Raw genomic sequence first — 22,672 nt, forward strand, 5'->3', positions numbered from 1 at the left:
TATATTTTTATGTATTTCAGTCCTGTGACGAGGCACGGCGACGGCGTTTGGCCAATTGCACTCGCTGGGGAAAATACTAATATCAGTCCTGTGTCGACGGACAGACACACCTGTCACGGACGATGGGGAAGGAAGGACATCGCAGGATGCGATTCATCAGGACGATGAAAAGGATCAAAGGGATTAGGGAAAAAATGTGGGCGGGTCAAACCGCCCCTTTTTTTGCCTGCGATTTATTGAATCCGAGAAAACAAAAAGGCCCGCAAGGGGCCTTTTTCAACGAGCGCAGGGTGATATCAGCGTTCGAGGTCTTTGAGCTTGTCTGGTTTGCCATCCCACTCTTTGGCGTCTGGCAACTCGTCTTTCTTTTCGGTGATGTTTGGCCAGATGTCCGCCAGTTCAGCGTTCAGCTCGATGAAGTTCTCCATGCCGGCCGGCACTTCGTCTTCCGAGAAGATGGCATTCGCCGGGCATTCCGGTTCACACAGGGCGCAATCGATGCACTCGTCCGGGTGAATGACCAGGAAGTTCGGCCCTTCGTAAAAGCAGTCCACCGGACAGACTTCTACGCAGTCGGTGTACTTGCACTTGATGCAGTTGTCGGTGACGACGAAGGTCATTTCTAATTCTCTCCTCAGGCGGCGGCAGCGGAACCCCTTCACGGTGGGCTCGCCAGGTTCGGGAGCGATAGTCTGCGGACCAGGCTAATAGTCCGCAGCATCCCAAACCGCGCGAGATTCTACCAGCTTGAACGCCAGTGCGTTAGATCCGTGTCTTCAATGAATAAAGCAATTCAAGTGCCCGCCGTGGCGTCAGGTCGTCCAGATCCACTTTGGCCAGTTCATCAAGCACCGGATGCGGCAGGCTGGCGAACAGGTCGCTCTGCTGCGGAGCCGCCGGTTTGCCTTTGCTCGGGCGCGGTGTTTCGTGGGGCAGGCTGGTGGTTTCCAGACGGCTCAGATGCTCGCGCGCACGGCTGATCACTTCGCTGGGGACGCCGGCCAGTTGCGCCACCGCCAGGCCGTAGCTCTGGCTGGCCGGGCCGGGCAGCACATGGTGCAGGAACACGATGCGCTCGTTGTGCTCGGTGGCATTGAGATGCACGTTAGCCACCAGCGGCTGGCTTTCCGGCAGTACGGTGAGTTCGAAATAGTGGGTGGCAAACAGGGTGTACGCCCGCAGGTGCGCCAGCCGTTCGGCCGCTGCCCAAGCCAGGGACAGGCCGTCGAAGGTGCTGGTGCCGCGTCCGACCTCGTCCATCAGCACCAGGCTGCGTTCGGTGGCGTTGTGCAGGATGTTCGCGGTTTCGCTCATTTCCACCATGAAGGTCGAACGCCCGCCGGCCAGGTCATCGCTGGAACCGATGCGGGTAAAGATCCGGTCCACCAGGGACAATTCGCAACTGGCTGCCGGCACGAAACTGCCAATGTGGGCCAGCAGCACGATCAAGGCGGTCTGACGCATGTAGGTGGATTTACCGCCCATGTTCGGACCGGTGATCACCAGCATGCGGGTGTTGTCATCCAGGCTCAGGTCGTTGGCCACGAACGGCGTGGTCAATACCTGTTCGACCACCGGGTGACGACCCTGGGTGATGCGCATGCACGGCTCGCTGACAAACCGCGGGCAGTTGAGGTCCAGGTTCAGCGCGCGTTCAGCCAGGTTGCTCAGCACGTCAAGCTCCGCCAGGGCGCCGGCGGTGTCCTGCAGCGGTGGCAGTTGGCTGATCAAGTCTTCGAGCAGCGCCTCATAGAGCATCTTTTCCCGGGCCAGGGCACGGCTCTTGGCCGACAACGCCTTGTCTTCGAACGCCTTGAGTTCCGGGGTGATGAAACGCTCGGCGCCTTTTAGCGTCTGGCGACGAATGTAGTCAGCCGGCGCCTGTTCGGCCTGTTTGCTCGGCAATTCGATGAAGTAACCGTGGATACGGTTGTAACCGACCTTGAGATTGGCAAGGCCGGTACGGGCTTTTTCCCGGGCTTCGAGGTCGATCAGGAACTGCCCGGCGTTCTCGCTCAGCGATTGCAGTTCGTCGAGTTCGGCGTCGTAGCCGGTTTTCAGCACACCGCCGTCACGGATCACCGCTGGCGGGTTGTCGATAATGGCCTTTTCCAGCAGCGCAGCCAGCTCCGGGTAAGTGCTGGTGGTGCGCGCCAGTTGTTGCAGGTGCGGCGCTTCCAGGTCGGTCATCGCCACCTGAAGCTCGGGCAGGGCGCCGAGGGCATCGCGCAGGCGCGCCAGGTCACGGGGGCGGGCGTTGCGCAGGCCGATACGCGCCAGGATCCGCTCGATGTCCCCGATTTCCTTGAGCTGCGGTTGCAACTGCTCGAAGCGATAACGATCCAGCAGGCAGGTAATGGAGCTCTGACGCGCCAGCAGCACCGTCAGGTCTCGCAGCGGACGGTTCAGCCAACGGGTCAGCAGACGGCTGCCCATGGCGGTCTGGCAGCGATCGACCACCGATTGCAGGGTGTTGTCGCGCCCGCCGGCCAGGTTGGTGTCCAGCTCCAGGTTGCGTCGGCTCGCGCCGTCCAGCACCACGGTGTCATCCAGGCGCTCATGACGCAGGCTGCGCAAGTGGGGCAGGGCGGTGCGCTGGGTTTCCTTGGCGTAGGCCAGCAGGCAGCCGGCCGCGCCAATGGCCAGGGTCAGGTTTTCGCAACCGAAGCCTTTAAGGTCCTGAGTGGAGAACTGCTGGCAGAGACTTTTCAGCGCCGAGTCGCGCTCAAAGTCCCACGGCGCCCGGCGCCGAACGCCACGGCGTTTTTCCGCCGGCAGGTCTTTGGGCCAGTCATCCGGGATCAGCAACTCCACCGGATTGACCCGCTCCAGCTCCGCCAGCAGGTTTTCCCAGCCCTTGATCTCTAGCACCGAGAAATTGCCGCTGGTGATGTCCAGCACCGCCAGGCCGAACAGGCGCTCATCGCCCAGCACGGCGGCGATCAGGTTGTCCCGGCGTTCATCCAGCAAGGCTTCATCACTGACCGTGCCCGGCGTGATGATCCGCACCACTTGGCGTTCCACCGGCCCTTTGCTGGTAGCCGGGTCGCCGACCTGCTCGCAGATCACCACCGACTCGCCCAGCTTGACCAGCTTCGCCAGGTAACCTTCCGCCGCGTGGTAAGGAATCCCACACATCGGAATCGCCATGCCCGCCGATTGCCCACGCGCCGTCAGGGTGATGTCCAATAGCTTGGCGGCTTTCTTCGCGTCCTCGTAGAAGATCTCGTAGAAGTCGCCCATGCGGTAGAACATCAGCTGATCGGGGTGCTGATTCTTCAGGCGCCAGTATTGCTGCATCATTGGCGTGTGGCTGGAGAGGTCGTTTACGGCTGTATTCATGGGTGTCAGGGAGGCTCGTTGAAAGGTGTGGGGCAAAAGGAGGGGCATTGGCCCGGCTTTTCCGCGATGGGCGCAAGGTTAACATGGGCGGTCTGGTGCGACCCATATGTGAGTGGTTTTTGGGGTTGGGTGTATCGGGGATTGGGTGTATATCCGTTGCTGCGGTAACGGCTGCTTATGGTTCCGCCCTTACGGCGGCTCACTTTTGAGAAGCGCAAAAGTAAGCAAAACGCTTTTGCCCCACCACTTGGCACCTCGCCTAGGCTCGGTGTGCCCTCACTCCGGCATTGCTCCGTGGGCCCGCCGCGAAGGACCATCCATGGTCCAGCGCGGCTATCCCGGCATCCATGCCGGGATACCCACTACGCAATACCTGCGTTCGGCCATCGTGGTTAACGGGGCGCCGAGATCAACGTCCACCGCGAGGCGGCCTGATAGCCGACCTGGTTCTTCCGGTCGTACATCCATCATATCTGTGGGAGCAAAGCTTGCTCGCGAGGCGGCCTGACAGCCGGCCTGGTTCTTCCGGTCGTACATCCATCATATCTGTGGGAGCAAAGCTTGCTCGCGAGGCGGCCTGACAGCCGGCCTGGTTCTTCCGGTCGTACACCCATCATATCTGTGGGAGCAAAGCTTGCTCGCGAGGCGGCCTGACAGCCGGCATGGTTCTCCCGGTCGTACTCCGATCCAATTGTGGGAGCGAGCCTGCTCGCGATGACGGCTGCCAATACAACTTAGTTGTAACTGGACTACAGCTATCGCGAGCAAGCTCGCTCCCACAGTGATTACTCGGGCTTCTCTTAGGTCTCGGCTTGCATCATGAATGCCTACCTCGGCTCAACCACATCCAGCGCCCGATTCGCCAGCAACTGCCCCAGTTCGATCATCTGCTGGACCCCTAGCGCGATATGCCGCCGCGAGCCCTTCAGGTCGAATGCCAGATCACTGACCATGGCGTTGGCCGAGGCCAGGGTTTCGCTGAGGTTGGCGAGCAGGCACTCGGCGTCGATGTTCGGAGCGATGACGTAAAGGGTATCGAGTGTGTCGGATGTTTCTTTGTCGGCTGGCGGCTTGAGGTAGTAGTCCAGAGCGCGGGTGGCGGCTTCGTCGAGTTTCTTGGCGTTGGCCGACTGGGGGCGGGAGGTGTGATTGTCTGGGGGATTCGGTGTGTTCTTCGGCATTCTATGGATCCTTGAAGTTGAGCCACCACTCACTCGCGACTAAACGAGGGGGGGGCAGCTGTACGCAGGTTAGTCGACCGGGGATCCAAGGAACCGGCGCGCCCGAGGGCGCCCTGCGCACAGCCACCATCAAGTGCAGGAATGGGGATACCTGACTGAATGGAGCAATGAGCACCTTGGAATACCGAGCGACTAAACCCGATCACTGATGGGCAGTGACGGGATCAAAAGTACTAATTGGATCCAAGGTGGACAAGCCGGCGGATTCTGGCGCAGTTGTAGGCAGAGGCGCAAGGCGACGTAGCCCGGCCTCGCAAATTTGAAGGAGGCAGATCGGGCGGTTTCCCAAGAGGTTGTAGGGGTTTTTTCCAAGTGCCGACAATAGCTGACACCAGCCCAGCGCGTTAGGGCCGCCTGCATCGGTGTTGAATGTGCCGCCGTCATCGCGAGCAGGCTCGCTCCCACAGTTTTACCGAGTCGTTCACGGACCTCGCATACACCCCAAATCCCCTGTGGGAGCGAGCCTGCTAGCGAAAGCGGTGGATCAGCTTGCATTGATGTTGAATGTGCTGTGGTCTTCGCGAGCAGGCTCGCTCCCACAGTTTTACCGAGTCGTTCACAGACCTCGCATACACCCCAAATCCCCTGTGGGAGCGAGCCTGCTCGCGATAGCGCTGGGTCAGCTTGCATTGATGTTGGACGGAAACACTTCACCATCGATATGCACACTTATGCAAAACAGCATTTGTCTTCTGCAAAAAGAACCCGCATCATGCGCGTTATGCAAAAACGCAACGTTTCTACCGTATTAAGGGCACTGCTCGATCAGCACGGGATCTCCCCCACGGAGCTTCACCGTCGTACCGGCGTGCCTCAGTCAACCCTGTCGCGGATTCTCAGCGGCAAGATTGTCGACCCTTCGGATAAACACATCTCGAAGATCGCCGAATACTTTGCCGTGAGTACCGATCAGTTGCGCGGGCGCGCGGACATTGCGTCTGCCGGCCATCCGCGCCGCGACGAGCCGCATTCCGAACTCAAGGACATAAGCCTGTGGGATGACGACACTCCCGTCGAAGAAGACGAGGTGTCGGTCCCTTTTCTGCGTGAGGTTGAATTGGCTGCTGGATCAGGAAGATTCGTCATCGAGGAGAGCGAGCGCTCAAGCCTGCGCTTTGGCAAGCGCAGCCTGCGTCATAACGGCGTGCAGTTCGATCAGGCCAAATGCGTGACGGTACGCGGCAACAGCATGTTGCCGGTGCTGCGCGATGGCGCAACGGTCGGGGTGAACGCAGGCAAGTGCGGGATCGGCGACATCGTCGACGGCGATCTCTATGCCATCAACCACAACGGTCAACTGCGGGTAAAGCAGCTTTATCGTTTGCCCACCGGCATCCGTCTGCGCAGCTTCAACCGCGACGAGCATCCGGATGAGGACTACACCTTCCAGGACATGCAGGATGAGCAAATCGTCATCCTCGGCCACGTCTTCTGGTGGGGCATGTACGCCCGTTAACCCCTCCGCTGTCAGATAAAACCCGCCATCGTGCGGGTTTTTTTACGCCTGTGAAAATCCCCTGACCCCTGTGTTTGCTGGGCTTTATGCGCCTATGCATTCTATGCGCATAAATAAATGCATTTACGCATTGACTGTATATGCATCCATGCATATTCTGTGTCCAAGCCGCTCGACAAAGCGGCTGGCAACGAAGCTCTTTAGTTCCACCAACAGGCAGCGATGAACCGGCCTTAACGGTTCAGAGGGTTGGCAACTGACCCGGGTGTGCAGCGTAAAGCACCAGAAGCAGTTATCCGGCGGGCAGGGACCGCGGTCGGAAAAACAATTTGAATGGATCCGTACCGCGCCAGTCGCGCCGAAAGATCAACTTCCTTCTGGCCATCGGCCAGGGAAGGCGAAGGACCGCATTACTGAAAAGCCCGGTCAGTTGCCGGGCTTTTTGGAATGCCTACCTGAAGCAGGCAGATCGAAGAACGCCGCAGAGCCGGCAATAAATAAGGATATGAGCATGAAAAAATACGCACGGGTTGTGGACGGTAAAGTCGACAACATCTACGAAACCGTCAATCCGATCTCTGAGGAATTCCCAGCAGACCAACTTTGGATTGACGTTACCGGCAGTTCCAGCGCGGAGGTCGATTATGACTACATCGCAGTCAACACTGATGGGGTCTGGTCGTTTAACTCCGGTTTCCCTTGGCCACAGACTGCTCTTGCAGAGCAGATGCGTAATGAAAAAGCCAGGCGGCTCGACAGCATCATGACCCGCGTGGCGTCTTCGGGATTGCAATTCAAAGTCGATCTGGGCGTCGCTAGTGCTGCCGAGCAGGCTTACTTGATTGCCTTCAAGGAGTATTGCATCGCCTTCACTCAGGTCAACAAACAACCCGGTTTTCCACTGAGCATTGTTTGGCCAGAGCTGCCCTGAACGGAGTGTCTGTTTGAAAAGCTCGGTTCAGTGCCGGGTTTTTTGCATTGTCTTCCAAACACTCATCCATCACCCCCAGGAGGCGTGACATGACAAACGAGCAACAAGCGTTGCTGGACATGCCGATCTGGCTGGTCATTGTGCTCGCCTTGGTGGGTGGGGTGTCCGGCGAGATGTGGCGCGCCGACAAGGAGGGCGCCCGTGGCTGGCCGTTGCTGCGCCGCGTGGTTCTGCGCTCTGGTGCCTGCGTGGTCTGCGGGGTCTCGGCAACCATGCTGTTGTATGCCCTCGGCATGTCGATCTGGAGTGCTTGCGCCCTGGGTTGCCTGACTGCCATGGCCGGTGCCGATGTGGCCATCGGACTTTATGAACGATGGGTTGCCAAGCGGATTGGCGTCTGCGAAGTGCCACCGCGAGACCTTCCGCCCGACCAACGTTAAATCGACATTGCTGATCTGCGCGTTGCTCTACAAAAGGAGGCGATCAATGCCTGCCATCATCGAAAAACCGTCGCAGTTGTTCTCTGCCATTGCCCAGACGCTACGCGCCACTTATCCCACTTTGAAAATCGGCAGCCCCCAGGAGTTCGATGGCACCGACGACCAACCCTGGGTGCTGATTGCCCTCGAACGTGATGCGTCAGGCAACCGCGCCAACGACGGACGTATCGCCCATGTCCTGACGGTTTCCCTGCAAGTGGTCATGGCCGTTGCGGGATGGGAGGCGTGCGATCTGGCCGGTGAGCTGAAACATCTGGTGGTGGATAACCGCTGGGGGCTGTCGGGCGATCAATGTGATCTGCCCACGGAGATCGATGGCCTTGCATCCACGTTCACCCACGAAGCTCGGGCGTACACCGCCTGGACCCTTTCATTTACCCAAACCCTCTACCTCGGCCCGACGCTGCTGGAGGACCCGTTGGGCATCCCGAAATTTGCCCGGATCTGGGAAGTCTCGAACATCGATGACCCGGCTCAATACACCGCACTTGAGGGCTGACCCATGTTTGATGCGCTATTACGGATGCATCTGGGGCCGCTCATCGAGCGTCTGGCCGAGATGGAAACCGAGCTGGAAGACCTGCATCGGCGCGCCGACAGTTTTTGTCGCATCGGCGTTTGCCAGGAAGTCGACGCGGCCAGCAACACCTGCAAGGTCAGCCATGGCGAATTGCTGACCCCCGCGATCCGTTTTTTCAATCCCAGTGCTGGCGAACAGAGCGAGTCGCGGATTCCCTCCGTGGGCGAGCAGTGCCTGCTGCTGAACCATGGCGGCGGCGAGGGCGGTGGGCAGTCGGTTGCGTTGTTCGGCCTCAATGGCGGTCAATTCCCGCCCGTGTCCACACAGGCATCACTGACCCGACGCCTGTATCAGGACGGCACGGAAAACGGCTACGACCACGCCAGCCATGTCCTGCACTGGCAAAACGGCCCGACGGCATTCACCGGTTCCCGTGAGTCCATCGACTTAAGCATTGGCCCGGCGAGGCTGGCGATGACGCCGCAGGCCATCGAACTGCAACTGGGCGCCGTCGGCATACGGCTCGACGCGTCCGGTGTGCACCTGAGCGGCCCGGTAGTGGATCACCAGGGGCGCGTCATCAGTACCGCATAAGAGATTTCCTCATGATTGGAATCGATCGAAATACCGGCGCCACGGTCGACGACTGGCTGCAGTTCGTGCAGCGCGCCACCCGTGCATTGACCACGCCACTGGGCACTCGCCAGAAGCGCCCTCTGTATGGCTGCGCCCTCACGCAGTTGCTAGGGCAGAACCTCGGCGATGACCTGCTGATCCTTGCCCAGAGCCACGCGGCCCAAGCGTTCTACAACCCGGACAACGGCATTGGAGACTTCGAGCCGCAGGTCATTGTCGCCAGCCGACAGGGTGCCGGTTTGTTGTTGCGCTTCGCCGGCACCTGGAAAAACCGCAAACAGACTTTCGAGGTGGTGACATGAGCATGTTGATACCCGGCCAGAACCAGTTGGCCGAACCGGCAATCGTCACTGTCGAAGCGTTCGAGGATCTGCTCGCCGAATTCAAAACCTTTGTGGTCGAGTACGTCGGCGCTCGCTCTCCCGAGAGTGCGGCCAAGCTTGTGGGCAGCTTGGAAAACGAAAGCGAATTGCTGACCTTGGCCCTCGAGGCATTCTGCGTCCGCCTGCAAACCCACGAACGCAAATACAACGCCCGCATCAAGCAGATGCTGGCGTGGTGGGCCACGGGGACCAACCTCGATGCGCGCCTCGCGGACATGGGTCTCGAACGCCAGCTGCTCGATCCTGGCGACCCGGCAGCATTCCCGCCCATCCCTCCGGTTTACGAGAGCGATGATGACGCCCGCTTGCGCTATTACCTGGCGCCCCATGCCCCGGCGGCCGGCTCGCGCATGCAGTATCGGCGGGAGATTTTTACCTTGGGTGAACGGCCCGTCGTGAAGGTGGAAAACGCCTCGGCCGGTGTCGTGACGGTTACCTACACCTTCAACCCGGATGGCTATGCGGCGCAGGTCAAGGACGGCAATGGACGCCGCACCGCGCCGGGCGAAGTCACGGTCACGGTGCTGTCCCGGGAGGGAGATGGCACACCGTCCGAGACACTCCTTGAGGGTGTTCGTCAGCACTTCGCTCGTCCTGATGTGCGACCGGAGACGGATCACATCATCGTTCAGGCTGCGCAAATCAAACCCTACAAAATCCGCGTCGTGGCGAAGATCAATGCCGGCCCGGATTCGGGCTTGACCCAGGTTGCGGCACAACAGCAGCTGCAGGCGTACGCCGAGGCCTGTCATCACTTGGAGGGCCGGGTGGACCCGAGTTGGATCGACTACACGCTGCACAGCGCGGGGGCGGTTCAGCTGCAGATTCTCGAACCGCTCGAGCCGATTGTGACAACGGCTTTTCAAGCCCCGTACTGCACGGGTGTCGAGGTCGAGGTGGATACGTTATGAGTGACGACACACCTCGCCCAAGCCTGCTGCCAGCCAACAGCTCGCCGCTGGAAAGGGCGCTCGATCTGGGTTTCGCCCGGCTGCTGGAGCGTATCGATCCGCCGTTTCCCGAGTTGATGAATCCGGCAGCCACGCCTTTGGCGTTCCTGCCCTATCTCGCGGCGGATCGCGGGGTCAGTGAATGGAGTTCCTCAGCGCCCGAAGCTGAAAAGCGCCTGACGGTTGAAGTGGCCTGGCCCACCGCACGGCAAGCCGGGACGCGAAAGGCGCTGGAAAACGCCGCCAAGGGTTTGCAACTGATGCCTGAGGTGCGCGCCTGGCATGAGCAAACGCCCCCCGGCCCACCCTACAGCTTTTCTGTCAGGGCGTTTACCGAACAGCCCTACAGCGAAGCCATCGACGCCCGTCTCGACCGCCGTCTGGCCGATGCCAAAAGCGAGCGCGACACCTTGACGGTCTCTGTCGGCTTGAGTGCGTTCGGCCGTCACGTCATCGGCGCCGCCACTCTTTGCGGCGAGCTGACCACGGTTTATCCGATTGTCATCGAAGGGCTTGAAGCCTCGGGCCAGGCCTTCAAGGCCGCCGCGCTCTACACCGTCGAAACCTCCACTATTTATCCACAGGGGTCCTAAATGGCCGACTATTACACCCTGCTCACCGATGCGGGGATCGCCTACGAAACCGCCTGCAAGGCGGCGGGCACACCGATCAAGCTGTCGCAGATTTCTGTCGGTGACGGCGGCGGCGAAGTTTACAACCCGGCCGCAACTGCCACGGCGCTCAAACGCGAAGTGTGGCGCGGGCCACTCAATGCGCTGTTCCAGGATGAGAAAAACCCGAGCTGGTTGCTCGCTGAAGTCACCATCCCGCCCGACGTGGGCGGCTGGTATGTACGTGAGGCCGGGATCTGGACCGATACCGGGATTCTGTATGCGATCGTCAAATATCCGGAGTCGTTCAAGCCGGTGTTGGCGACGTCGGGTTCGGGGAAAGAGTTTTATATCCGGTCGATTTTCGAGACCAGTAATGCTGAGTTGGTGACGCTGCTGATTGATGACACGGTGGTCAAGGCGACGCGGGCCTGGGTTGCCAGCTACGTCGCTGATGAGCTGGCCAAGCTCGACAGGAAGCAGTCGGTGCGGGTGGCGACGACGACCAATATTGTTTTGAGTGGTGCGCAGGCGATTGATGGTATTGCCGTGGTTGCCGGGAATCGGGTGCTTGTTAAATCACAGACCTTGGCGAAAGACAACGGTATCTACGTTGCCGCGAACAGCGCTTGGGTTCGGGCAAAGGATGCTGATGCGAACGCCGAGGTTACTTCAGGATTGATTGTCTCGGTGGAGGAGGGCACGACGCTTGCCAATACGATCTGGCAGTTAATAACAGATGGTGGGATTGTTCTGGGTACTACGGCGTTGGCGTTTCAGAACATCACTCAAGGGTTTGCGCCGATTAACTCTCCAGCTCTGGTAGACCCTACGGCAAACACACCATCGATTTTCGATAGCAGCAAGTTGCTGGCCACTACCGAATTTGTAGAGCGCGCAAAAGGGAACTATCGAGGATTCCTTAACGCAACATCCAATACGACGCTGGTAGCTTCTACGGCGTTCGGTTCTATGGTGTCCTGCCTTGGGACGTTTAACATCACTCTACCTGCTGCCAACAGCGGCGGTGCAGGCGGAACAGTAAGTCTTCGAAACCGGGGGACGGGTGTAGTAACCATTCTTTGCCCAGGCTCAGACAATATTAAGTCGGGCAGTCTCATTAAAACTACGATGGTTATGCCCGCGGGTTCCACGCTGGATCTTACTACTGACGGCACCAGTGGATGGTGGGCATCAGGTTCCGCCCAGATTGCAGATTCGACAGCCATTAACTCCCTAATTGGAAACTATTCGGGCGTCAAGATCATTACATCATCAACAGCGCTGACGGTAAACGATACAGGATGTCTAATTATCGGATCCGCTGGGTTAGCTGGTTTAGATGTCACGTTGCCAAAGTTGTCAACGACAACATCAGGCCAGTCAATCATTATTTCCGCAGGTGCAGGAAGTTTCAATTTACGAGCCTTTGCGGACGACCTGATATCTATCGGATTATCTGTTCTCTCCGTAGTCCCTATTGATGTTTTCGAAAGCATCATATTGGTTTCCCATGTCGGTGGATGGAGGGTGGTTTCGGGGACCGTACTTAATAAGTACTCGGGGATGTTTTCCACTAGTATCGGGCCTAGTGGCAGTCAAGACTTTCCGAGCGGGCTGATCCGTCAATGGGGAACTTTTAACGCGCCCTCTATTGCAAGCGGTGCGTACGTCGGGCTAGTAATTACCTTGCCCAAAGCTTTCCCGAATGGTCTTCTTTCTGCCTCGGCGTCAGTTCATAGTCAAGGCTTGTGCAGTGCACAGCCGCGCCCGAACGGGTCTTCAAAAACCACAGTTGTCGTCTGTGTTAACAACAACTCCACGTTGGCGCTAACTAACACCAGTGGAACCTGGGAATATTGGGGATATTGATCATGACTGTATTTTTTTGCGCAGAAACAGGCGGCTTTTATCCCGGAGAGCCTTATGGCGATGCGGTCGGGAAGGAGTGTGTAGAGCTTTCTCAGGGGGCGTACCAAGCCTTGAGAGATGAGATTGATCAAGGCAAAGAAATAAGGGTCGTCAATGGTTGGCCCCAGGCCTTTGACCGGGTGATAGCGCCTGATCAAATGATTGCCTTCGAGCGTAGCTGGCGCGATTCTGAAATTCGAAGCACTGAATGGTTGGTCGCACGTCACCGTGAAGAACAGGAGTTAGGAATGGTGCCTACGTTGAATGCAGAGCAATTTTCCGAGTTGCTCTCCTACCGCCAGACGCTTCGGGACTGGCCGCAAGCGTCTGACTTTCCTTTGTTGGAGTCGCGGCCGATTGCACCCCCTTGGCTCGCTGACCAACCCCAATAAAACGCCCCGCACCGACGGGGCGTTTTCTTTTCCGCAACATCACAAACCTGACAACAGCCCCGCACACACGGGGCTTTTTCGTATCTGGAGAACCCCAAATGGCACTACGCCAAACCTACACCGTGCTCCTCCCATTTCCCACCGGCGGCGGCCATTGGTCGAGTGTCGGCCAGGAACTCGACCTGCTCGACGTCGAGGCCAACGCCTTGCGCAGCGCTGGTCGCCTGGAGCTGAAAAAAACCGAAGCCGTCGAACCGGCTTCTGCATCCACCCCGGCCAAAAAGGCCACCACCAAAAAGGCTGAATAACCATGGCTGAGGTTTTGAACTTCGAGCACAACGGCATCACCGTCAATGCCACTGAATCTCCCGAGGCCATGGGTGGCCTGGGTGACAACGTCATCGGGCTGGTCGGCACCGCGCCGAATGCCAATCTGCTGATTCCGAAAAACACCCCATTTCGCATCAACAGCTTCACCACTCAGGCCCAGTTGGACCCGACCGGTGCTGAGGCGGGGACGCTGTTTCAGGCGGTTTACCAGATCCTCAAAGTGGTCAAGGTGCCGGTCTACGTGGTCATCGTCGAAGAGGGCGCCACACCGGCCGATACGCAGAACAACGTGATTGGCGGCATCGAGCCCGAGACCGGGCGCAAACTCGGTCTGGCGGCGCTCAGTGGGGTCGCTGAAGACCTGACCATCATCGGCGCGCCAGGCTTCACCGGCACCAAGGCGGTGGCGAGCGAGTTCGCCTCGTTCGGCAAGCGTATCAAGGCGCGCGTGGTGCTCGACGGCAAGGACGCGGCAGTTGCTGATCAAGTGACCTACAGCCAGGAACTGGGTGGCGCGGACCTCGGTTTCGACCGTTGCCTGGTGGTGCACAACATGCCAGCGGTGTACTCGAAAGCGGCGAAGAAAAATGTCTTCCTGGCGCCGTCGAGCCTGGCCATCGCCGCGCTGGCCAAGGTCAAGCAATGGGAGAGCCCGGGCAACCAGGTGACCTACGCCGAAGACGTGTCGCGCACCGTGGAATACAACATCCTCGACACCTCCACCGAAGGTGATCTGCTCAACCGCTACGGCGTTTGCTACTACGCCCGGACCATTCTCGGCGGCTTCTCGCTGCTGGGTAACCGCTCCGTCACTGGCAAGTTCATCAGCTACGTCGGCCTTGAAGATGCCATCAGCCGCAAGCTGGTGAAAGCCGGCCAAAAGGCCATGGCCAAGAACCTGACCAAATCTTTCATGGACCAGGAGGTCAAGCGCATCAACGACTGGCTGCAAACCCTGGTCGCCGACGAAACCATCCCCGGCGGCAGCGTGTACCTGCACCCGGAATTGAACAGCGTCGAGAAGTACAAGAACGGCACCTGGTACGTGGTCATCGACTACGGCCGCTACGCGCCGAACGAACACATGATTTATCAACTCAATGCCCGCGATGAAATCATCGAGCAGTTCCTGGAGGACGTTCTCTAATGTTTACCAACCGCGTAAGACAGGCCATCGCGGCCACCCTGCAAGGCCTGCCGTTGTCGGCGACGGTGGAAGAGTTCAGCCCGCCGAAGATCGAATTCGACATGGAGGCGATGGTCGGTGGACGCTTCATTGCCGAAGAAATGGCCAAGAGCGGCAAGGTGCTGAACGCTACCCTCGTACTGCAAGGGGCCGGGCCGGAAATCATGCTCGCCCTGGGTGTGCAGTTGGGCGACGACATTCTGCTGAACGTGCGTGAAGCCGGTCAGGATCAGGATGGCAACACTTGGTTCACCTACCACACCGTCGGCGGCAAGCTCAAATCCCTGGAAGAGGCCAAGCTGAAGATGGGCGACAAACCCACCACGACACTTGAGCTGGCCTGCCGTACCTACAACCGTCTCGAAAATGGTGTCCCGGTGATCGACATCGACGTGCGCACCCAGAAGTTCGTGCTCAACGGCGTCGACATCCTCGGCGACGCCCGTCGTGCGGTGTTGTTGCCCTAAGCAAATGCCTGGCAACTGAACGCAATCCGGTGGGAGCGAGCCTGCTCGCGATAGCGGTGTGTCAGACACCTTGATGCTGGGTGTACCGCCGTCATCGCGAGCAGGCTCGCTCCCACAGGTTGCGTCCTCCACTGACCGGCACCGCGCAACTTCCCATGATTGACCAAGGAATTCACTTCATGTCCTGGACACCTCCTGTTCACGTCTTGCTGTCGCCGATCACCGGTGATGACGGGGCGCAAATCGAGCAGCTTCAGCTCAAGCCGCTGCACTACGCCGCACAGAAAGATGCCCTGGCCCGTGCCGGCGACGATGAGGACGATCAGTTTTTCGAGCTGGCCAAATTGGCCACCGGCCTGTCGGTCAAGGAGCTGGATCAGCTCAAGCGCCCGGACTACGTGAGCATCGCGCAATACGTGCACGAAATGTCCACTCGCCCGACGTCCCACTTTCTGGAATCGACGGATGGCGCAGCAGTCGACCCCGACCAGGTACAACTGCTCCAAACGCTCAACGTCGCTGGCCGCAGCCTGACCTCGCTGACCCTGGAAATGCCCGTGCTGCGAGCGACCAAGGCGATGAAAAAACTGAAGACGGCCAAGGAACGCGCCGAGTTCATCACCGCCCATTGCACCGGCCTGATGATTCCCGATCTGGACCTGCTGACCGTGCCCGACTGGACACAGCTTCAGGTACGCATCGACGATTTTTTAAACAAACCGGCGGACTTCTTTCGGAGCGCGACATCGAAGTGATCCTCGATGTGGTGCCGCTCATTTACCCGGTAAGTGAAGCGGAAATTCTGGAGTGGGACGTCGGCAAGGCATTACGTCGTTACGACATCGCGATGACTCGCCTTGGCGTGAAAAAGGAGTAGGGCCGGATGGCGGACGATAAATATTCGCTCAAATACGCAGCCTTCAATGAGAGCGGGCTGGCGTTCGGTAATACCAGCCTCACGAGTGGTGTGGCAGCGCAAGGTGCGTTCGCCGGGGATCAGCTGCTGAGCCTCGATCGGGTGCTGGACAAACTCGGGCTCAAACTCGGGTTGCTGACCACGGCGATCGAGTCGCTGACCGTGAAACTGTCGGCGCAACGATTGTTCTCCCAAACGATGGGCGCCGGCGCCAAGGGTGAGTCAGCCAGTGAGCCCAAGGGGAAGTCGGGTGGCGGTATCGAACCACCGGCGCTGCTCAAACCTGCGATAGCGATGGATTCGGCCATGGCCGATCTGAAAAAGGCCAGCCAATTCGGACCGCGCCAGATTCAACAGGTGGCTGAGTCAACCCCGCAGATCGCCACCGCACCGCTGGTGGCGGGCGGGGGCACCACGGCGGTTGAAGTGGTGAGGATGCAAAGCCTGGCGGCCAGGAAAGGCATCGGTAGCGATGTGCACGATGCCTCGGAGCGACAGTTGGTCCTGTCGAACTTCGCCTCGGATGCTGGCGTCACCGCGGCGGCGTTCGAGATGCCGGCCATGAAGGCCGCCGAAATGCTGGCCGACTGGCGCATCTCCATGAAGCTCAGCGGCGCGCAAGCCTTTGACCTGGCGGATGCCGCTAACCAATTGGGCAAATTACCCAACGGTGCGAAAGCGGCTGAGATCGGTGCGGTCTTGCAGCGTGAAGGTGCCGCTGCGACGACGGCGGGCCTGGCCCCTGCACAAGCCGCCGCGTTGACGGCGGCATTGCTCAATACCGGTACCCAACAAGCTGAAGCCGGGGTGGCGCTGGATAGTTTCACGACGGCCCTGGGCAAGGGTGACCAGGCCTCCGCCACCGAGCAAACGGCCTGGAAACAGCTGGGTCTGGCGCCCACGGCGGTGGCGAGCGGCTTGCGTGACAAGGACACGGCGTCTGGCACGGTGATGACGGTGCTGGCGGCCTTGAACGCGCAACCGGCCGACAAGCGCTCGGCCCTTGCCGGCACGCTCTTCGGCAATGGCGATGAGGCGGTGCTGCGCATGGCGCAGAAACTGCCTGATGTGAACGCAGCCTTCTTGCAGGTGAAAGACCCAGGCCAATATGCCACGTCGCAATTGGGCAACGACGGCTCGGTGCGGCAGGACGCGTTGGCGCTGTCGAAAACCCAACAAGGCCAGCTGAACATCCTCAACGCCCGTAGCGAGCGTTTGTCGGTGGCTACGGGAAATGCCCTGATGCCTTCGGCGGATACCTCGTCCCAGTGGCTGGGTTCGCTGGCCGATGGCATGAGTGAATTGGCTGAATCCTCACCTAAAGCCACCGCTGCAATTGTGCTTGTTGCCGCAGCGATCAAACCGCTGGTGGGTGTGCTGCTCAAGGCCGTAGTGGATGAAATGTCCAGTCAGGTGGCCAAGCGAGTGCTGGGTAGGGCCGCCCCGCACCTTCCCGGCCGATTGGGTGAGGTGATCTCCGAAGATCTCAGAAATCCTCGTGTGGGCAAGCTGGATACAAGCAATGCCAACCAGCGTCCCGAATCCACGAGAAGGCCACGAGGCTCACAGGGAGGCGCAGGGCGTTTTTCACTCGCGCCAACGGCCTCATTGCGCTCGATGACTCGCAAGGCGCCCGGCCCGTTGAAAGTCGTCGGCGCCGTCGCTGATGTAGCCGAGGGAGTGCTCACCGGCGACAAACGGATGATGGGCGCAGGCCTGGGAGCCGCAGGTGGCGGCTGGGCAGGCGCTGCCGCAGGTTCCGCGGCCGGTGCCGCTTTGGGCAGCGTCGTTCCGGTGATCGGCACTGCCATTGGTGGGCTGATCGGCGGACTGCTGGGCGGTTGGTTGGGGAGCGATGCCGGGGCGTCTCTGGGCGAAAAACTCGTCGCACCCACCGACAGACTCGCCGCTCCAGAGCAGGTCAGCAAAGACCTGACCAGCACCCCGACAAGCACTCATCAGAACACCATGACCGCAAACATCTACATCAACGGCCAGGACCAGGCCAGTGCCAGTCAGTTGGCCAACCTGGTTGTGCAACAGCTCTCGGGCCAGTTCGGCCTGACAACCATGCCCAACTCACTCGCCATGCGCAGTGATGCGGCGCTGACTGACGGAGGTACGTGATGCGTCAGCAAATGGCACTGGGCAGTTTCATTTTCGGTCTGTCCAGAAACTTCGCCTACCACTCCTTGGTCCGCACCTCGGATGGCGGTTGGAAAAGCATCGACATCCTCACCAGCAAACCCAAATCCAGTCAGGTCGGTCAAGGGCTGCAAGCGCTGACGATCACCGGCAAGTCGATGTACGCCACTGCCATGGACCGACTCGATGAGCTGCGTGCATTACAGGCCCGACGCGCTCCGGTGCCGTTGGTTGACGGCATCGGCCGCAACTGGGGCCTATGGCAGATCAACAAGGTGTCGGAAACCCAGACCGAGATCATTGATGACGGCACCGCGATGGTGGTCGGCTGGGTGATTGAATTGACGGAGTTCGCCAATGCGTAGGGTTCGAAGTATCGCCGGTGATTCGGTGAATCTGTTGCTGTACCGCGAGCTTGAGCGTTGTGACGATGCCGCCGAAGAGGCGCTCTGGCGACTCAATCCGAAGCTGGCCGAGTGGGGGCCGGTATTGCCGGCGGGTGTATGGATTGTCCTGCCGGAAGTGGATCTACAGCCCGTCGCACCCACACCGGTTTCGGCCTGGGATTAAGGAGGCAATATGTCACTGGGTTTCACGCCAGCGGTGGAAATCTACGGTGCGAACGCGGCGCTGCTCAACGAACGCTTGCTCAGTTGGACGCACATCGACGCGGCGGGGATTGAGTCCGATCAACTGACGCTCACCATCAGCCTGGAAGGGCTTGAAGGATTGCCCAGCCTGGGCGGGAAAATCGGCCTGCGGGTCGGTTATCTGGAGTCGGGGCTGGTGGATAAAGGTGAGTTCGTCGTGACCCGGCGCACGCCGACGCTGTTTCCCCTGCGCCTGACGCTTGTCGCGACGGCGGCGCCGTTCAGTGCGGCCGATCAGACCGGTTTCAAGCAACGGCGATCCGTCAGTCATGGTCCGACGACCCTGGGCGCGCTGTTTCGTCAGTTGACCTCCAGACACGGGTTTTCCCCGCGTGTGGCGCCGGACCTGGCGCTGATAAAAATCGAGCACATCGATCAGTCCAACGAAACCGACATGGGTTTTCTGACGCGACTGGCTCACCGTTATGACGCCGTCGCCAAGCCGGTCAACGAGCTGTATGTGCTGGCGCGCCGGGGGCAGGCGAAGTCTTTGTCGGGCAAAGTCCTGCCCGAGACAAAACTGTCGGTGACGACGAATAACCGCCCGGGCGACAACGCCTTTATCTCCGCCGTCCTGGATGACACCGCCCGGGCGAAATACCAGGGCTGCAAGGCCAGTTGGTGGGATGCGGCGGCAGGGAAAATGCGCGTCGAGGAGAGCGGCATCGCGCCGTTCAAGACCCTTCGCCAGCGCTTTCAAAGCGCCAACGATGCTCGCGCCGCCGGTGAAGGCGAGGTACGCCGGATGATGCGCGAAGCACTCAAGGTGGCGATCGAATGCCCCGGCAATCCAGGCTTGTGCGCCGAAGGCATCGTGCTGCTGGACGCCTCCTGGCCGGACTTCATGCGCGGGCGCTGGTCGATCGACAAAGTCACCGCCAGCGGCGATCGGGAAAAAAGCTATCGCAGCAGGATTGATGCAACCTGCCTGGATGCCGGGGCCTAAACACCACTCCCCTGTGGGAGCGAGCCTGCTCGCGATGAGGCCGTCATAGCCAGCATTGATGTTGCCTGACACACCGCCATCGCGAGCAGACTCGCTCCCACAGTTCTGACTGCGCCTTCCATACAACTGGAGCACCTCCATGAAGATCACTCCGATCCTCACGCAACTGCGTGAGCAATGTCCTGCGCTCGGCAATCGCGTGGCAGCAGGGTTTGACCTCGCCACGTTGCAAGCCGACATGCCGTTGCAACCCCCCTGCGCCTATGTCCTGCCAAGCGCCGACGTTGCCAGCAAGAACGCCGCCCAGAACGCCACGCTGCAAGCGGTGCGTGACCGTTTCGACACCGTACTGGTGCTCGACGCCACCGATGCGACAAAAGCGCTGGATCTGCTGCACGACCTGCGCGCCGAACTATGGCGGGCGCTGGTGGGGTTCAAGCCCGGTGGTGACTACACCGGCATCGAGTACGACGGCAGCGAACTGGTTTCCATCAACAGCAGCCGCGTGTTGTACCGGCTGCACTTTTTCGCCGAGTTCCAGCTGGGCCGCAATCTGGCGAGCCAGCCTGCCGAAAGCTGGCACGAGCGTGAACTGGACGGCTTGTCGTCCTTTACCGGGGCCACCGTGCGGGTCGATGCCATCGACCCGGCGGACCCCAACCTGAAACGTCCCGGCCCTGATGGGCGCGTGGAACTGACCTTCTCTGGAGACGTAACCCCATGAGCAAACGCATCACCGTGCTGCCGGCCCCGGGCCGTGCCGTACCGGACCCGGAAGCGGGCGATCTGTTGCCCCTCGAGGGCCGTGAAGTACCGGACAGCGCCTGGTGGCGTCGACGTCTGGCCGATGGCGATATCACTACCAAAACCGTGAAAGCGGCAAAACCACAGGGAGCCAAATAATGGCGATCGGATTCAGCAACATTCCCGCGGACATTCGTGTTCCGCTGTTCTACGCCGAAATGGACAACTCGGCGGCCAATAGCGCGTCGTCGGCCATGCGCCGGTTGATCGTGGCTCAGGTCAACGACAACGTGGCCCCGGCCGAGGTCGGTAAACTGGTGCTGGTGTCCAGCGTTGCGCTGGCCAAAAACATCGGCGGTCAAGGTTCGATGCTTGCCTCGATGTACGAAACCTGGCGCAAGACCGACCCGCTGGGCGAGATCTGGTGCCTGCCGCTGCACAACGTCGAAGGTGCCATTGCCCAGGGCGTGCTGACCCTGACCGGCGCCGCCACTCAAAGCGGCATGCTCAATCTGTATGTGGGTGGCGTGCGTGTTCAAGCGGCTATCGTCAATGGAGCGACGGCCGCTCAAGCCGCCACTGCGCTGGCCTTGAAGATCAACGCGGCGGCCGATCTGCCGGTGATTGCTGCGGCTGCCGAGGGTGTTGTGACCCTGAGCGCCAAATGGACCGGCGACAGCGGTAACGACATCAGCCTGCAATTCAATCGCCTGGGCAAGAGTAATGGCGAAGACACCCCGGCCGGCCTGACCACCGCCATCACGGCAATGACCGGTGGGGCCGGTGTGCCGGACCAGACGGCCGCCGTCGCGGCGCTGGGTGACGAGCCGTTCGAATTCATCGCGATGCCGTGGTCCGACGTGGCAAGCCTCAACACCTGGCAAGCGGTCATGGACGACAGCACTGGTCGCTGGTCCTGGGCCAAGCAGTTGTTCGGCCATGTCTACAGCGCCAAGCGCGGCACCATCGGCACCCTGGTGGCGGCCGGTCAGGCGCGCAACGACCAGCACATGACTATCCAGGCCCTGGAATTGGGTGTGCCGCAACCGTTCTGGGTCCAGGCCGCTGCATTGGCCGCCCGTACTGCGGTGTTCATTTCCGCCGACGCCAGCCGTCCGACCCAGAGCGGCAGTCTGCCAGGCCTGGATCCGGCGCCGGCCAGCGAACGTTTCACCCTGACCGAGCGTCAGTCGCTGCTCAACTACGGTATCGCCACGGCGTACTACGAAGGTGGCTACGTGCGCATCCAGCGTTCGATCACCACCTATCAGAAGAACGCTTTTGGCCAGGCTGACAATTCCTACCTGGACAGCGAAACCATGCACCAGTCGGCGTTCATCGTGCGTCGCCTGCAAAGTGTGATCACCAGCAAATATGGGCGCCACAAACTGGCTGCCGACGGCACCCGTTTCGGCGCCGGCCAGCCCATCGTGACGCCGAGCACCATTCGCGGCGAGTTGATCGCCCAGTACGCCAAGCTGGAGCTGGAAGGCCACGTGGAAAACGCCGAGCTGTTCGCCGAGCACCTGGTTGTCGAGCGTGACAGTCAGGACCCGAGCCGGGTCAATGTGCTGTTCCCGCCGGACTACATCAATGGTTTGCGGGTGTTCGCACTGCTCAACCAGTTCCGTCTGCAATACGACGACGCCGCCTGAAAGTCGCGTTTGAACGTATGAACTGCGCCCACCTCGTGTGGGCTTTTTATTTGAAGGGAGAAACACCATGGGTCAACTGATTGCGGGCACCTGCTACGTCAAAGTGGACGGCGCTCAACTGACCATCAACGGCGGCTGCGAAGCGCCACTGATGTTCACCAAACGCGAAACCGTCGTACCGGGTTTCTACAAGGAAACCGACATTGCCCCGTCCTTCAAGGTGACGGCGCTGCACACCGCGGACTTCCCGCTCAAGCAACTGGTCGCTGGCACCGACATGACCGTCACCTGCGAATTCAACAACGGCAAGGTTTACGTACTGGCCGGCGCCTACCTGGTGGAAGAGCCGGTGTCCAAGGGCGACGACGCCACCATCGAACTGAAATTCGAAGGCATCAAGGGGACCTGGCAATGAGCGATGTCGTGACGCTGCGCGTGGCCATTGAGGCCCACGGCGAGCCGCTGAGCGAACTGACCCTGCGCCGTCCGACGGTGCAGGAGGTCCGTGCGATCAAGGCGCTGCCGTACAAGATCGACAAGAGCGAGGAGGTGAGCCTGGACATGGACGTCGCGGCCAAATACATCGCGGTCTGCGCCGGCATCCCGCCGTCGTCGGTCAACCAGTTGGACCTGGCTGACCTCAACGCATTGAGCTGGGCCGTCGCGAGTTTTTTCATGAGTGCGGCGTCGCAGCCATCGGCGACCTGATCGCAGCCGCCTATGACCTGGCCTGGTTCTGGAAGGTTGACCCCGAACAGAT

General features: G+C 60.1%; 26 protein-coding genes. 23 read left to right on the plus strand and 3 right to left on the minus strand.

Annotated features, from left to right (window positions below):
- Positions 1–296: 296 nt before the first annotated feature.
- The 3 genes from fdxA to AC3I65_RS05125 form a co-directional block, all read right to left on the minus strand.
- Positions 297–620, minus strand: a complete 324-nt coding sequence (gene fdxA, locus AC3I65_RS05115; RefSeq protein ID WP_076386173.1) for a ferredoxin FdxA — start codon at positions 618–620, stop codon at positions 297–299.
- 142 nt (positions 621–762) lie between these two features.
- Positions 763–3,342: a DNA mismatch repair protein MutS gene (mutS, locus tag AC3I65_RS05120; RefSeq protein WP_076386171.1), complete on the minus strand. Its 2,580-nt coding sequence runs from the start codon at positions 3,340–3,342 to the stop codon at positions 763–765.
- A gap of 827 nt (positions 3,343–4,169) precedes the next feature.
- Positions 4,170–4,523: a DUF6124 family protein gene (locus AC3I65_RS05125; RefSeq protein WP_305467550.1), complete on the minus strand. Its 354-nt coding sequence runs from the start codon at positions 4,521–4,523 to the stop codon at positions 4,170–4,172.
- 781 nt (positions 4,524–5,304) lie between these two features.
- On the opposite strand from AC3I65_RS05125, the gene AC3I65_RS05130 reads away from it, so the two are divergent.
- From AC3I65_RS05130 to AC3I65_RS05240, 23 genes are all read left to right on the plus strand, one after another.
- Complete coding sequence (locus AC3I65_RS05130; RefSeq protein ID WP_047230040.1) at positions 5,305–6,039, plus strand: LexA family transcriptional regulator; 735 nt, start codon at positions 5,305–5,307, stop codon at positions 6,037–6,039.
- 511 nt (positions 6,040–6,550) lie between these two features.
- Entirely contained in the window at positions 6,551–6,970 is a 420-nt protein-coding gene (locus AC3I65_RS05135; RefSeq protein WP_305467552.1) for a tail fiber assembly protein, read from the plus strand.
- Between the two features lie 89 nt (positions 6,971–7,059).
- Positions 7,060–7,410, plus strand: coding sequence for a phage holin family protein (locus AC3I65_RS05140; RefSeq protein WP_305467553.1), 351 nt, complete (start codon positions 7,060–7,062; stop codon positions 7,408–7,410).
- A gap of 46 nt (positions 7,411–7,456) precedes the next feature.
- Positions 7,457–7,969, plus strand: a complete 513-nt coding sequence (locus AC3I65_RS05145; protein ID WP_488523514.1) for a hypothetical protein — start codon at positions 7,457–7,459, stop codon at positions 7,967–7,969.
- Positions 7,970–7,972: 3 nt separating this feature from the next.
- The gene (locus tag AC3I65_RS05150) at positions 7,973–8,584 is read left to right on the plus strand and encodes a phage baseplate assembly protein V (RefSeq protein WP_281459505.1); all 612 of its coding nucleotides are present in this window, start codon (positions 7,973–7,975) and stop codon (positions 8,582–8,584) included.
- Between the two features lie 11 nt (positions 8,585–8,595).
- On the plus strand, positions 8,596–8,928 hold the full coding sequence (locus tag AC3I65_RS05155; RefSeq protein WP_076386161.1) for a phage baseplate protein: 333 nt from the start codon (positions 8,596–8,598) through the stop codon (positions 8,926–8,928).
- A complete protein-coding gene (locus AC3I65_RS05160) occupies positions 8,925–9,920 on the plus strand; it encodes a baseplate J/gp47 family protein (protein WP_488523515.1) in 996 nt (331 codons plus the stop codon). The genes AC3I65_RS05155 and AC3I65_RS05160 overlap by 4 nt, the downstream gene beginning before the upstream one ends.
- Positions 9,917–10,552 (plus strand): phage tail protein I, encoded by a 636-nt coding sequence (locus tag AC3I65_RS05165; protein WP_047229992.1) that lies wholly within the window; start codon positions 9,917–9,919, stop codon positions 10,550–10,552. The genes AC3I65_RS05160 and AC3I65_RS05165 overlap by 4 nt, the downstream gene beginning before the upstream one ends.
- Positions 10,553–12,442, plus strand: coding sequence for a phage tail protein (locus tag AC3I65_RS05170; protein ID WP_488523516.1), 1,890 nt, complete (start codon positions 10,553–10,555; stop codon positions 12,440–12,442).
- A 2-nt stretch (positions 12,443–12,444) separates the two neighbouring features.
- Positions 12,445–12,873: a phage tail assembly chaperone gene (locus AC3I65_RS05175; RefSeq protein WP_488523517.1), complete on the plus strand. Its 429-nt coding sequence runs from the start codon at positions 12,445–12,447 to the stop codon at positions 12,871–12,873.
- Between the two features lie 98 nt (positions 12,874–12,971).
- The gene (locus AC3I65_RS05180) at positions 12,972–13,181 is read left to right on the plus strand and encodes a hypothetical protein (RefSeq protein ID WP_107321584.1); all 210 of its coding nucleotides are present in this window, start codon (positions 12,972–12,974) and stop codon (positions 13,179–13,181) included.
- A 2-nt stretch (positions 13,182–13,183) separates the two neighbouring features.
- Entirely contained in the window at positions 13,184–14,350 is a 1,167-nt protein-coding gene (locus tag AC3I65_RS05185; RefSeq protein ID WP_047229995.1) for a phage tail sheath protein, read from the plus strand.
- Positions 14,350–14,856 carry a phage major tail tube protein gene (locus AC3I65_RS05190; protein ID WP_047229996.1) on the plus strand — a complete coding sequence of 169 codons (507 nt, stop codon included), beginning with the start codon at positions 14,350–14,352 and terminating at the stop codon, positions 14,854–14,856. The genes AC3I65_RS05185 and AC3I65_RS05190 overlap by 1 nt, the downstream gene beginning before the upstream one ends.
- A 179-nt stretch (positions 14,857–15,035) precedes the next feature.
- Entirely contained in the window at positions 15,036–15,611 is a 576-nt protein-coding gene (locus tag AC3I65_RS05195; protein ID WP_047229997.1) for a phage tail assembly protein, read from the plus strand.
- Positions 15,612–15,739: 128 nt separating this feature from the next.
- Complete coding sequence (locus AC3I65_RS05200) at positions 15,740–17,899, plus strand: phage tail tape measure protein (RefSeq protein WP_488523518.1); 2,160 nt, start codon at positions 15,740–15,742, stop codon at positions 17,897–17,899.
- Entirely contained in the window at positions 17,899–18,282 is a 384-nt protein-coding gene (locus AC3I65_RS05205; protein WP_047230000.1) for a phage tail protein, read from the plus strand. The genes AC3I65_RS05200 and AC3I65_RS05205 overlap by 1 nt, the downstream gene beginning before the upstream one ends.
- The gene (locus tag AC3I65_RS05210; RefSeq protein ID WP_047230001.1) at positions 18,275–18,487 is read left to right on the plus strand and encodes a tail protein X; all 213 of its coding nucleotides are present in this window, start codon (positions 18,275–18,277) and stop codon (positions 18,485–18,487) included. The genes AC3I65_RS05205 and AC3I65_RS05210 overlap by 8 nt, the downstream gene beginning before the upstream one ends.
- Before the next feature lie 9 nt (positions 18,488–18,496).
- Complete coding sequence (locus tag AC3I65_RS05215; protein ID WP_488523519.1) at positions 18,497–19,513, plus strand: phage late control D family protein; 1,017 nt, start codon at positions 18,497–18,499, stop codon at positions 19,511–19,513.
- A gap of 139 nt (positions 19,514–19,652) precedes the next feature.
- A complete protein-coding gene (locus AC3I65_RS05220) occupies positions 19,653–20,237 on the plus strand; it encodes a phage tail terminator protein (protein WP_488523520.1) in 585 nt (194 codons plus the stop codon).
- Positions 20,234–20,416, plus strand: coding sequence for a DUF2635 domain-containing protein (locus AC3I65_RS05225; RefSeq protein ID WP_047230004.1), 183 nt, complete (start codon positions 20,234–20,236; stop codon positions 20,414–20,416). The genes AC3I65_RS05220 and AC3I65_RS05225 overlap by 4 nt, the downstream gene beginning before the upstream one ends.
- Positions 20,416–21,912, plus strand: a complete 1,497-nt coding sequence (locus tag AC3I65_RS05230) for a phage tail sheath subtilisin-like domain-containing protein (RefSeq protein ID WP_047230005.1) — start codon at positions 20,416–20,418, stop codon at positions 21,910–21,912. Before AC3I65_RS05225 ends, AC3I65_RS05230 begins: the two co-directional genes overlap by 1 nt.
- 67 nt (positions 21,913–21,979) lie before the next feature.
- Positions 21,980–22,327 carry a phage tail tube protein gene (locus AC3I65_RS05235; protein ID WP_003198314.1) on the plus strand — a complete coding sequence of 116 codons (348 nt, stop codon included), beginning with the start codon at positions 21,980–21,982 and terminating at the stop codon, positions 22,325–22,327.
- On the plus strand, positions 22,324–22,620 hold the full coding sequence (locus tag AC3I65_RS05240) for a phage tail assembly protein (protein WP_047230006.1): 297 nt from the start codon (positions 22,324–22,326) through the stop codon (positions 22,618–22,620). The genes AC3I65_RS05235 and AC3I65_RS05240 overlap by 4 nt, the downstream gene beginning before the upstream one ends.
- The last annotated feature ends 52 nt before the right edge of the window (positions 22,621–22,672 follow it).

The sequence above is a fragment of the Pseudomonas sp. N-1-13 genome, from assembly GCF_057787095.1.

Bases quoted from the DNA above. Each gene is read 5' to 3' on its own strand.
- AC3I65_RS05190 (WP_047229996.1), top strand. From the start codon at position 14,350: ATGTTTACCAACCGCGTAAGACAGGCCATCGCGGCCACCCTGCAAGGC.
- AC3I65_RS05215 (WP_488523519.1), top strand. From the start codon at position 18,497: ATGTCACTGGGTTTCACGCCAGCGGTGGAAATCTACGGTGCGAACGCG.
- AC3I65_RS05165 (WP_047229992.1), top strand. From the start codon at position 9,917: ATGAGTGACGACACACCTCGCCCAAGCCTGCTGCCAGCCAACAGCTCG.
- AC3I65_RS05175 (WP_488523517.1), top strand. From the start codon at position 12,445: ATGACTGTATTTTTTTGCGCAGAAACAGGCGGCTTTTATCCCGGAGAG.
- AC3I65_RS05210 (WP_047230001.1), top strand. From the start codon at position 18,275: ATGCGTAGGGTTCGAAGTATCGCCGGTGATTCGGTGAATCTGTTGCTG.
- AC3I65_RS05160 (WP_488523515.1), top strand. From the start codon at position 8,925: ATGAGCATGTTGATACCCGGCCAGAACCAGTTGGCCGAACCGGCAATC.
- AC3I65_RS05225 (WP_047230004.1), top strand. From the start codon at position 20,234: ATGAGCAAACGCATCACCGTGCTGCCGGCCCCGGGCCGTGCCGTACCG.
- AC3I65_RS05125 (WP_305467550.1), bottom strand. From the start codon at position 4,523: ATGCCGAAGAACACACCGAATCCCCCAGACAATCACACCTCCCGCCCC.
- AC3I65_RS05140 (WP_305467553.1), top strand. From the start codon at position 7,060: ATGACAAACGAGCAACAAGCGTTGCTGGACATGCCGATCTGGCTGGTC.
- AC3I65_RS05170 (WP_488523516.1), top strand. From the start codon at position 10,553: ATGGCCGACTATTACACCCTGCTCACCGATGCGGGGATCGCCTACGAA.
- AC3I65_RS05200 (WP_488523518.1), top strand. From the start codon at position 15,740: ATGGCGGACGATAAATATTCGCTCAAATACGCAGCCTTCAATGAGAGC.
- AC3I65_RS05185 (WP_047229995.1), top strand. From the start codon at position 13,184: ATGGCTGAGGTTTTGAACTTCGAGCACAACGGCATCACCGTCAATGCC.
- AC3I65_RS05235 (WP_003198314.1), top strand. From the start codon at position 21,980: ATGGGTCAACTGATTGCGGGCACCTGCTACGTCAAAGTGGACGGCGCT.
- AC3I65_RS05130 (WP_047230040.1), top strand. From the start codon at position 5,305: ATGCAAAAACGCAACGTTTCTACCGTATTAAGGGCACTGCTCGATCAG.
- AC3I65_RS05155 (WP_076386161.1), top strand. From the start codon at position 8,596: ATGATTGGAATCGATCGAAATACCGGCGCCACGGTCGACGACTGGCTG.
- mutS (WP_076386171.1), bottom strand. From the start codon at position 3,342: ATGAATACAGCCGTAAACGACCTCTCCAGCCACACGCCAATGATGCAG.
- AC3I65_RS05205 (WP_047230000.1), top strand. From the start codon at position 17,899: ATGCGTCAGCAAATGGCACTGGGCAGTTTCATTTTCGGTCTGTCCAGA.
- AC3I65_RS05180 (WP_107321584.1), top strand. From the start codon at position 12,972: ATGGCACTACGCCAAACCTACACCGTGCTCCTCCCATTTCCCACCGGC.
- AC3I65_RS05220 (WP_488523520.1), top strand. From the start codon at position 19,653: ATGAAGATCACTCCGATCCTCACGCAACTGCGTGAGCAATGTCCTGCG.
- fdxA (WP_076386173.1), bottom strand. From the start codon at position 620: ATGACCTTCGTCGTCACCGACAACTGCATCAAGTGCAAGTACACCGAC.
- AC3I65_RS05145 (WP_488523514.1), top strand. From the start codon at position 7,457: ATGCCTGCCATCATCGAAAAACCGTCGCAGTTGTTCTCTGCCATTGCC.
- AC3I65_RS05135 (WP_305467552.1), top strand. From the start codon at position 6,551: ATGAAAAAATACGCACGGGTTGTGGACGGTAAAGTCGACAACATCTAC.
- AC3I65_RS05195 (WP_047229997.1), top strand. From the start codon at position 15,036: ATGTCCTGGACACCTCCTGTTCACGTCTTGCTGTCGCCGATCACCGGT.
- AC3I65_RS05240 (WP_047230006.1), top strand. From the start codon at position 22,324: ATGAGCGATGTCGTGACGCTGCGCGTGGCCATTGAGGCCCACGGCGAG.
- AC3I65_RS05150 (WP_281459505.1), top strand. From the start codon at position 7,973: ATGTTTGATGCGCTATTACGGATGCATCTGGGGCCGCTCATCGAGCGT.
- AC3I65_RS05230 (WP_047230005.1), top strand. From the start codon at position 20,416: ATGGCGATCGGATTCAGCAACATTCCCGCGGACATTCGTGTTCCGCTG.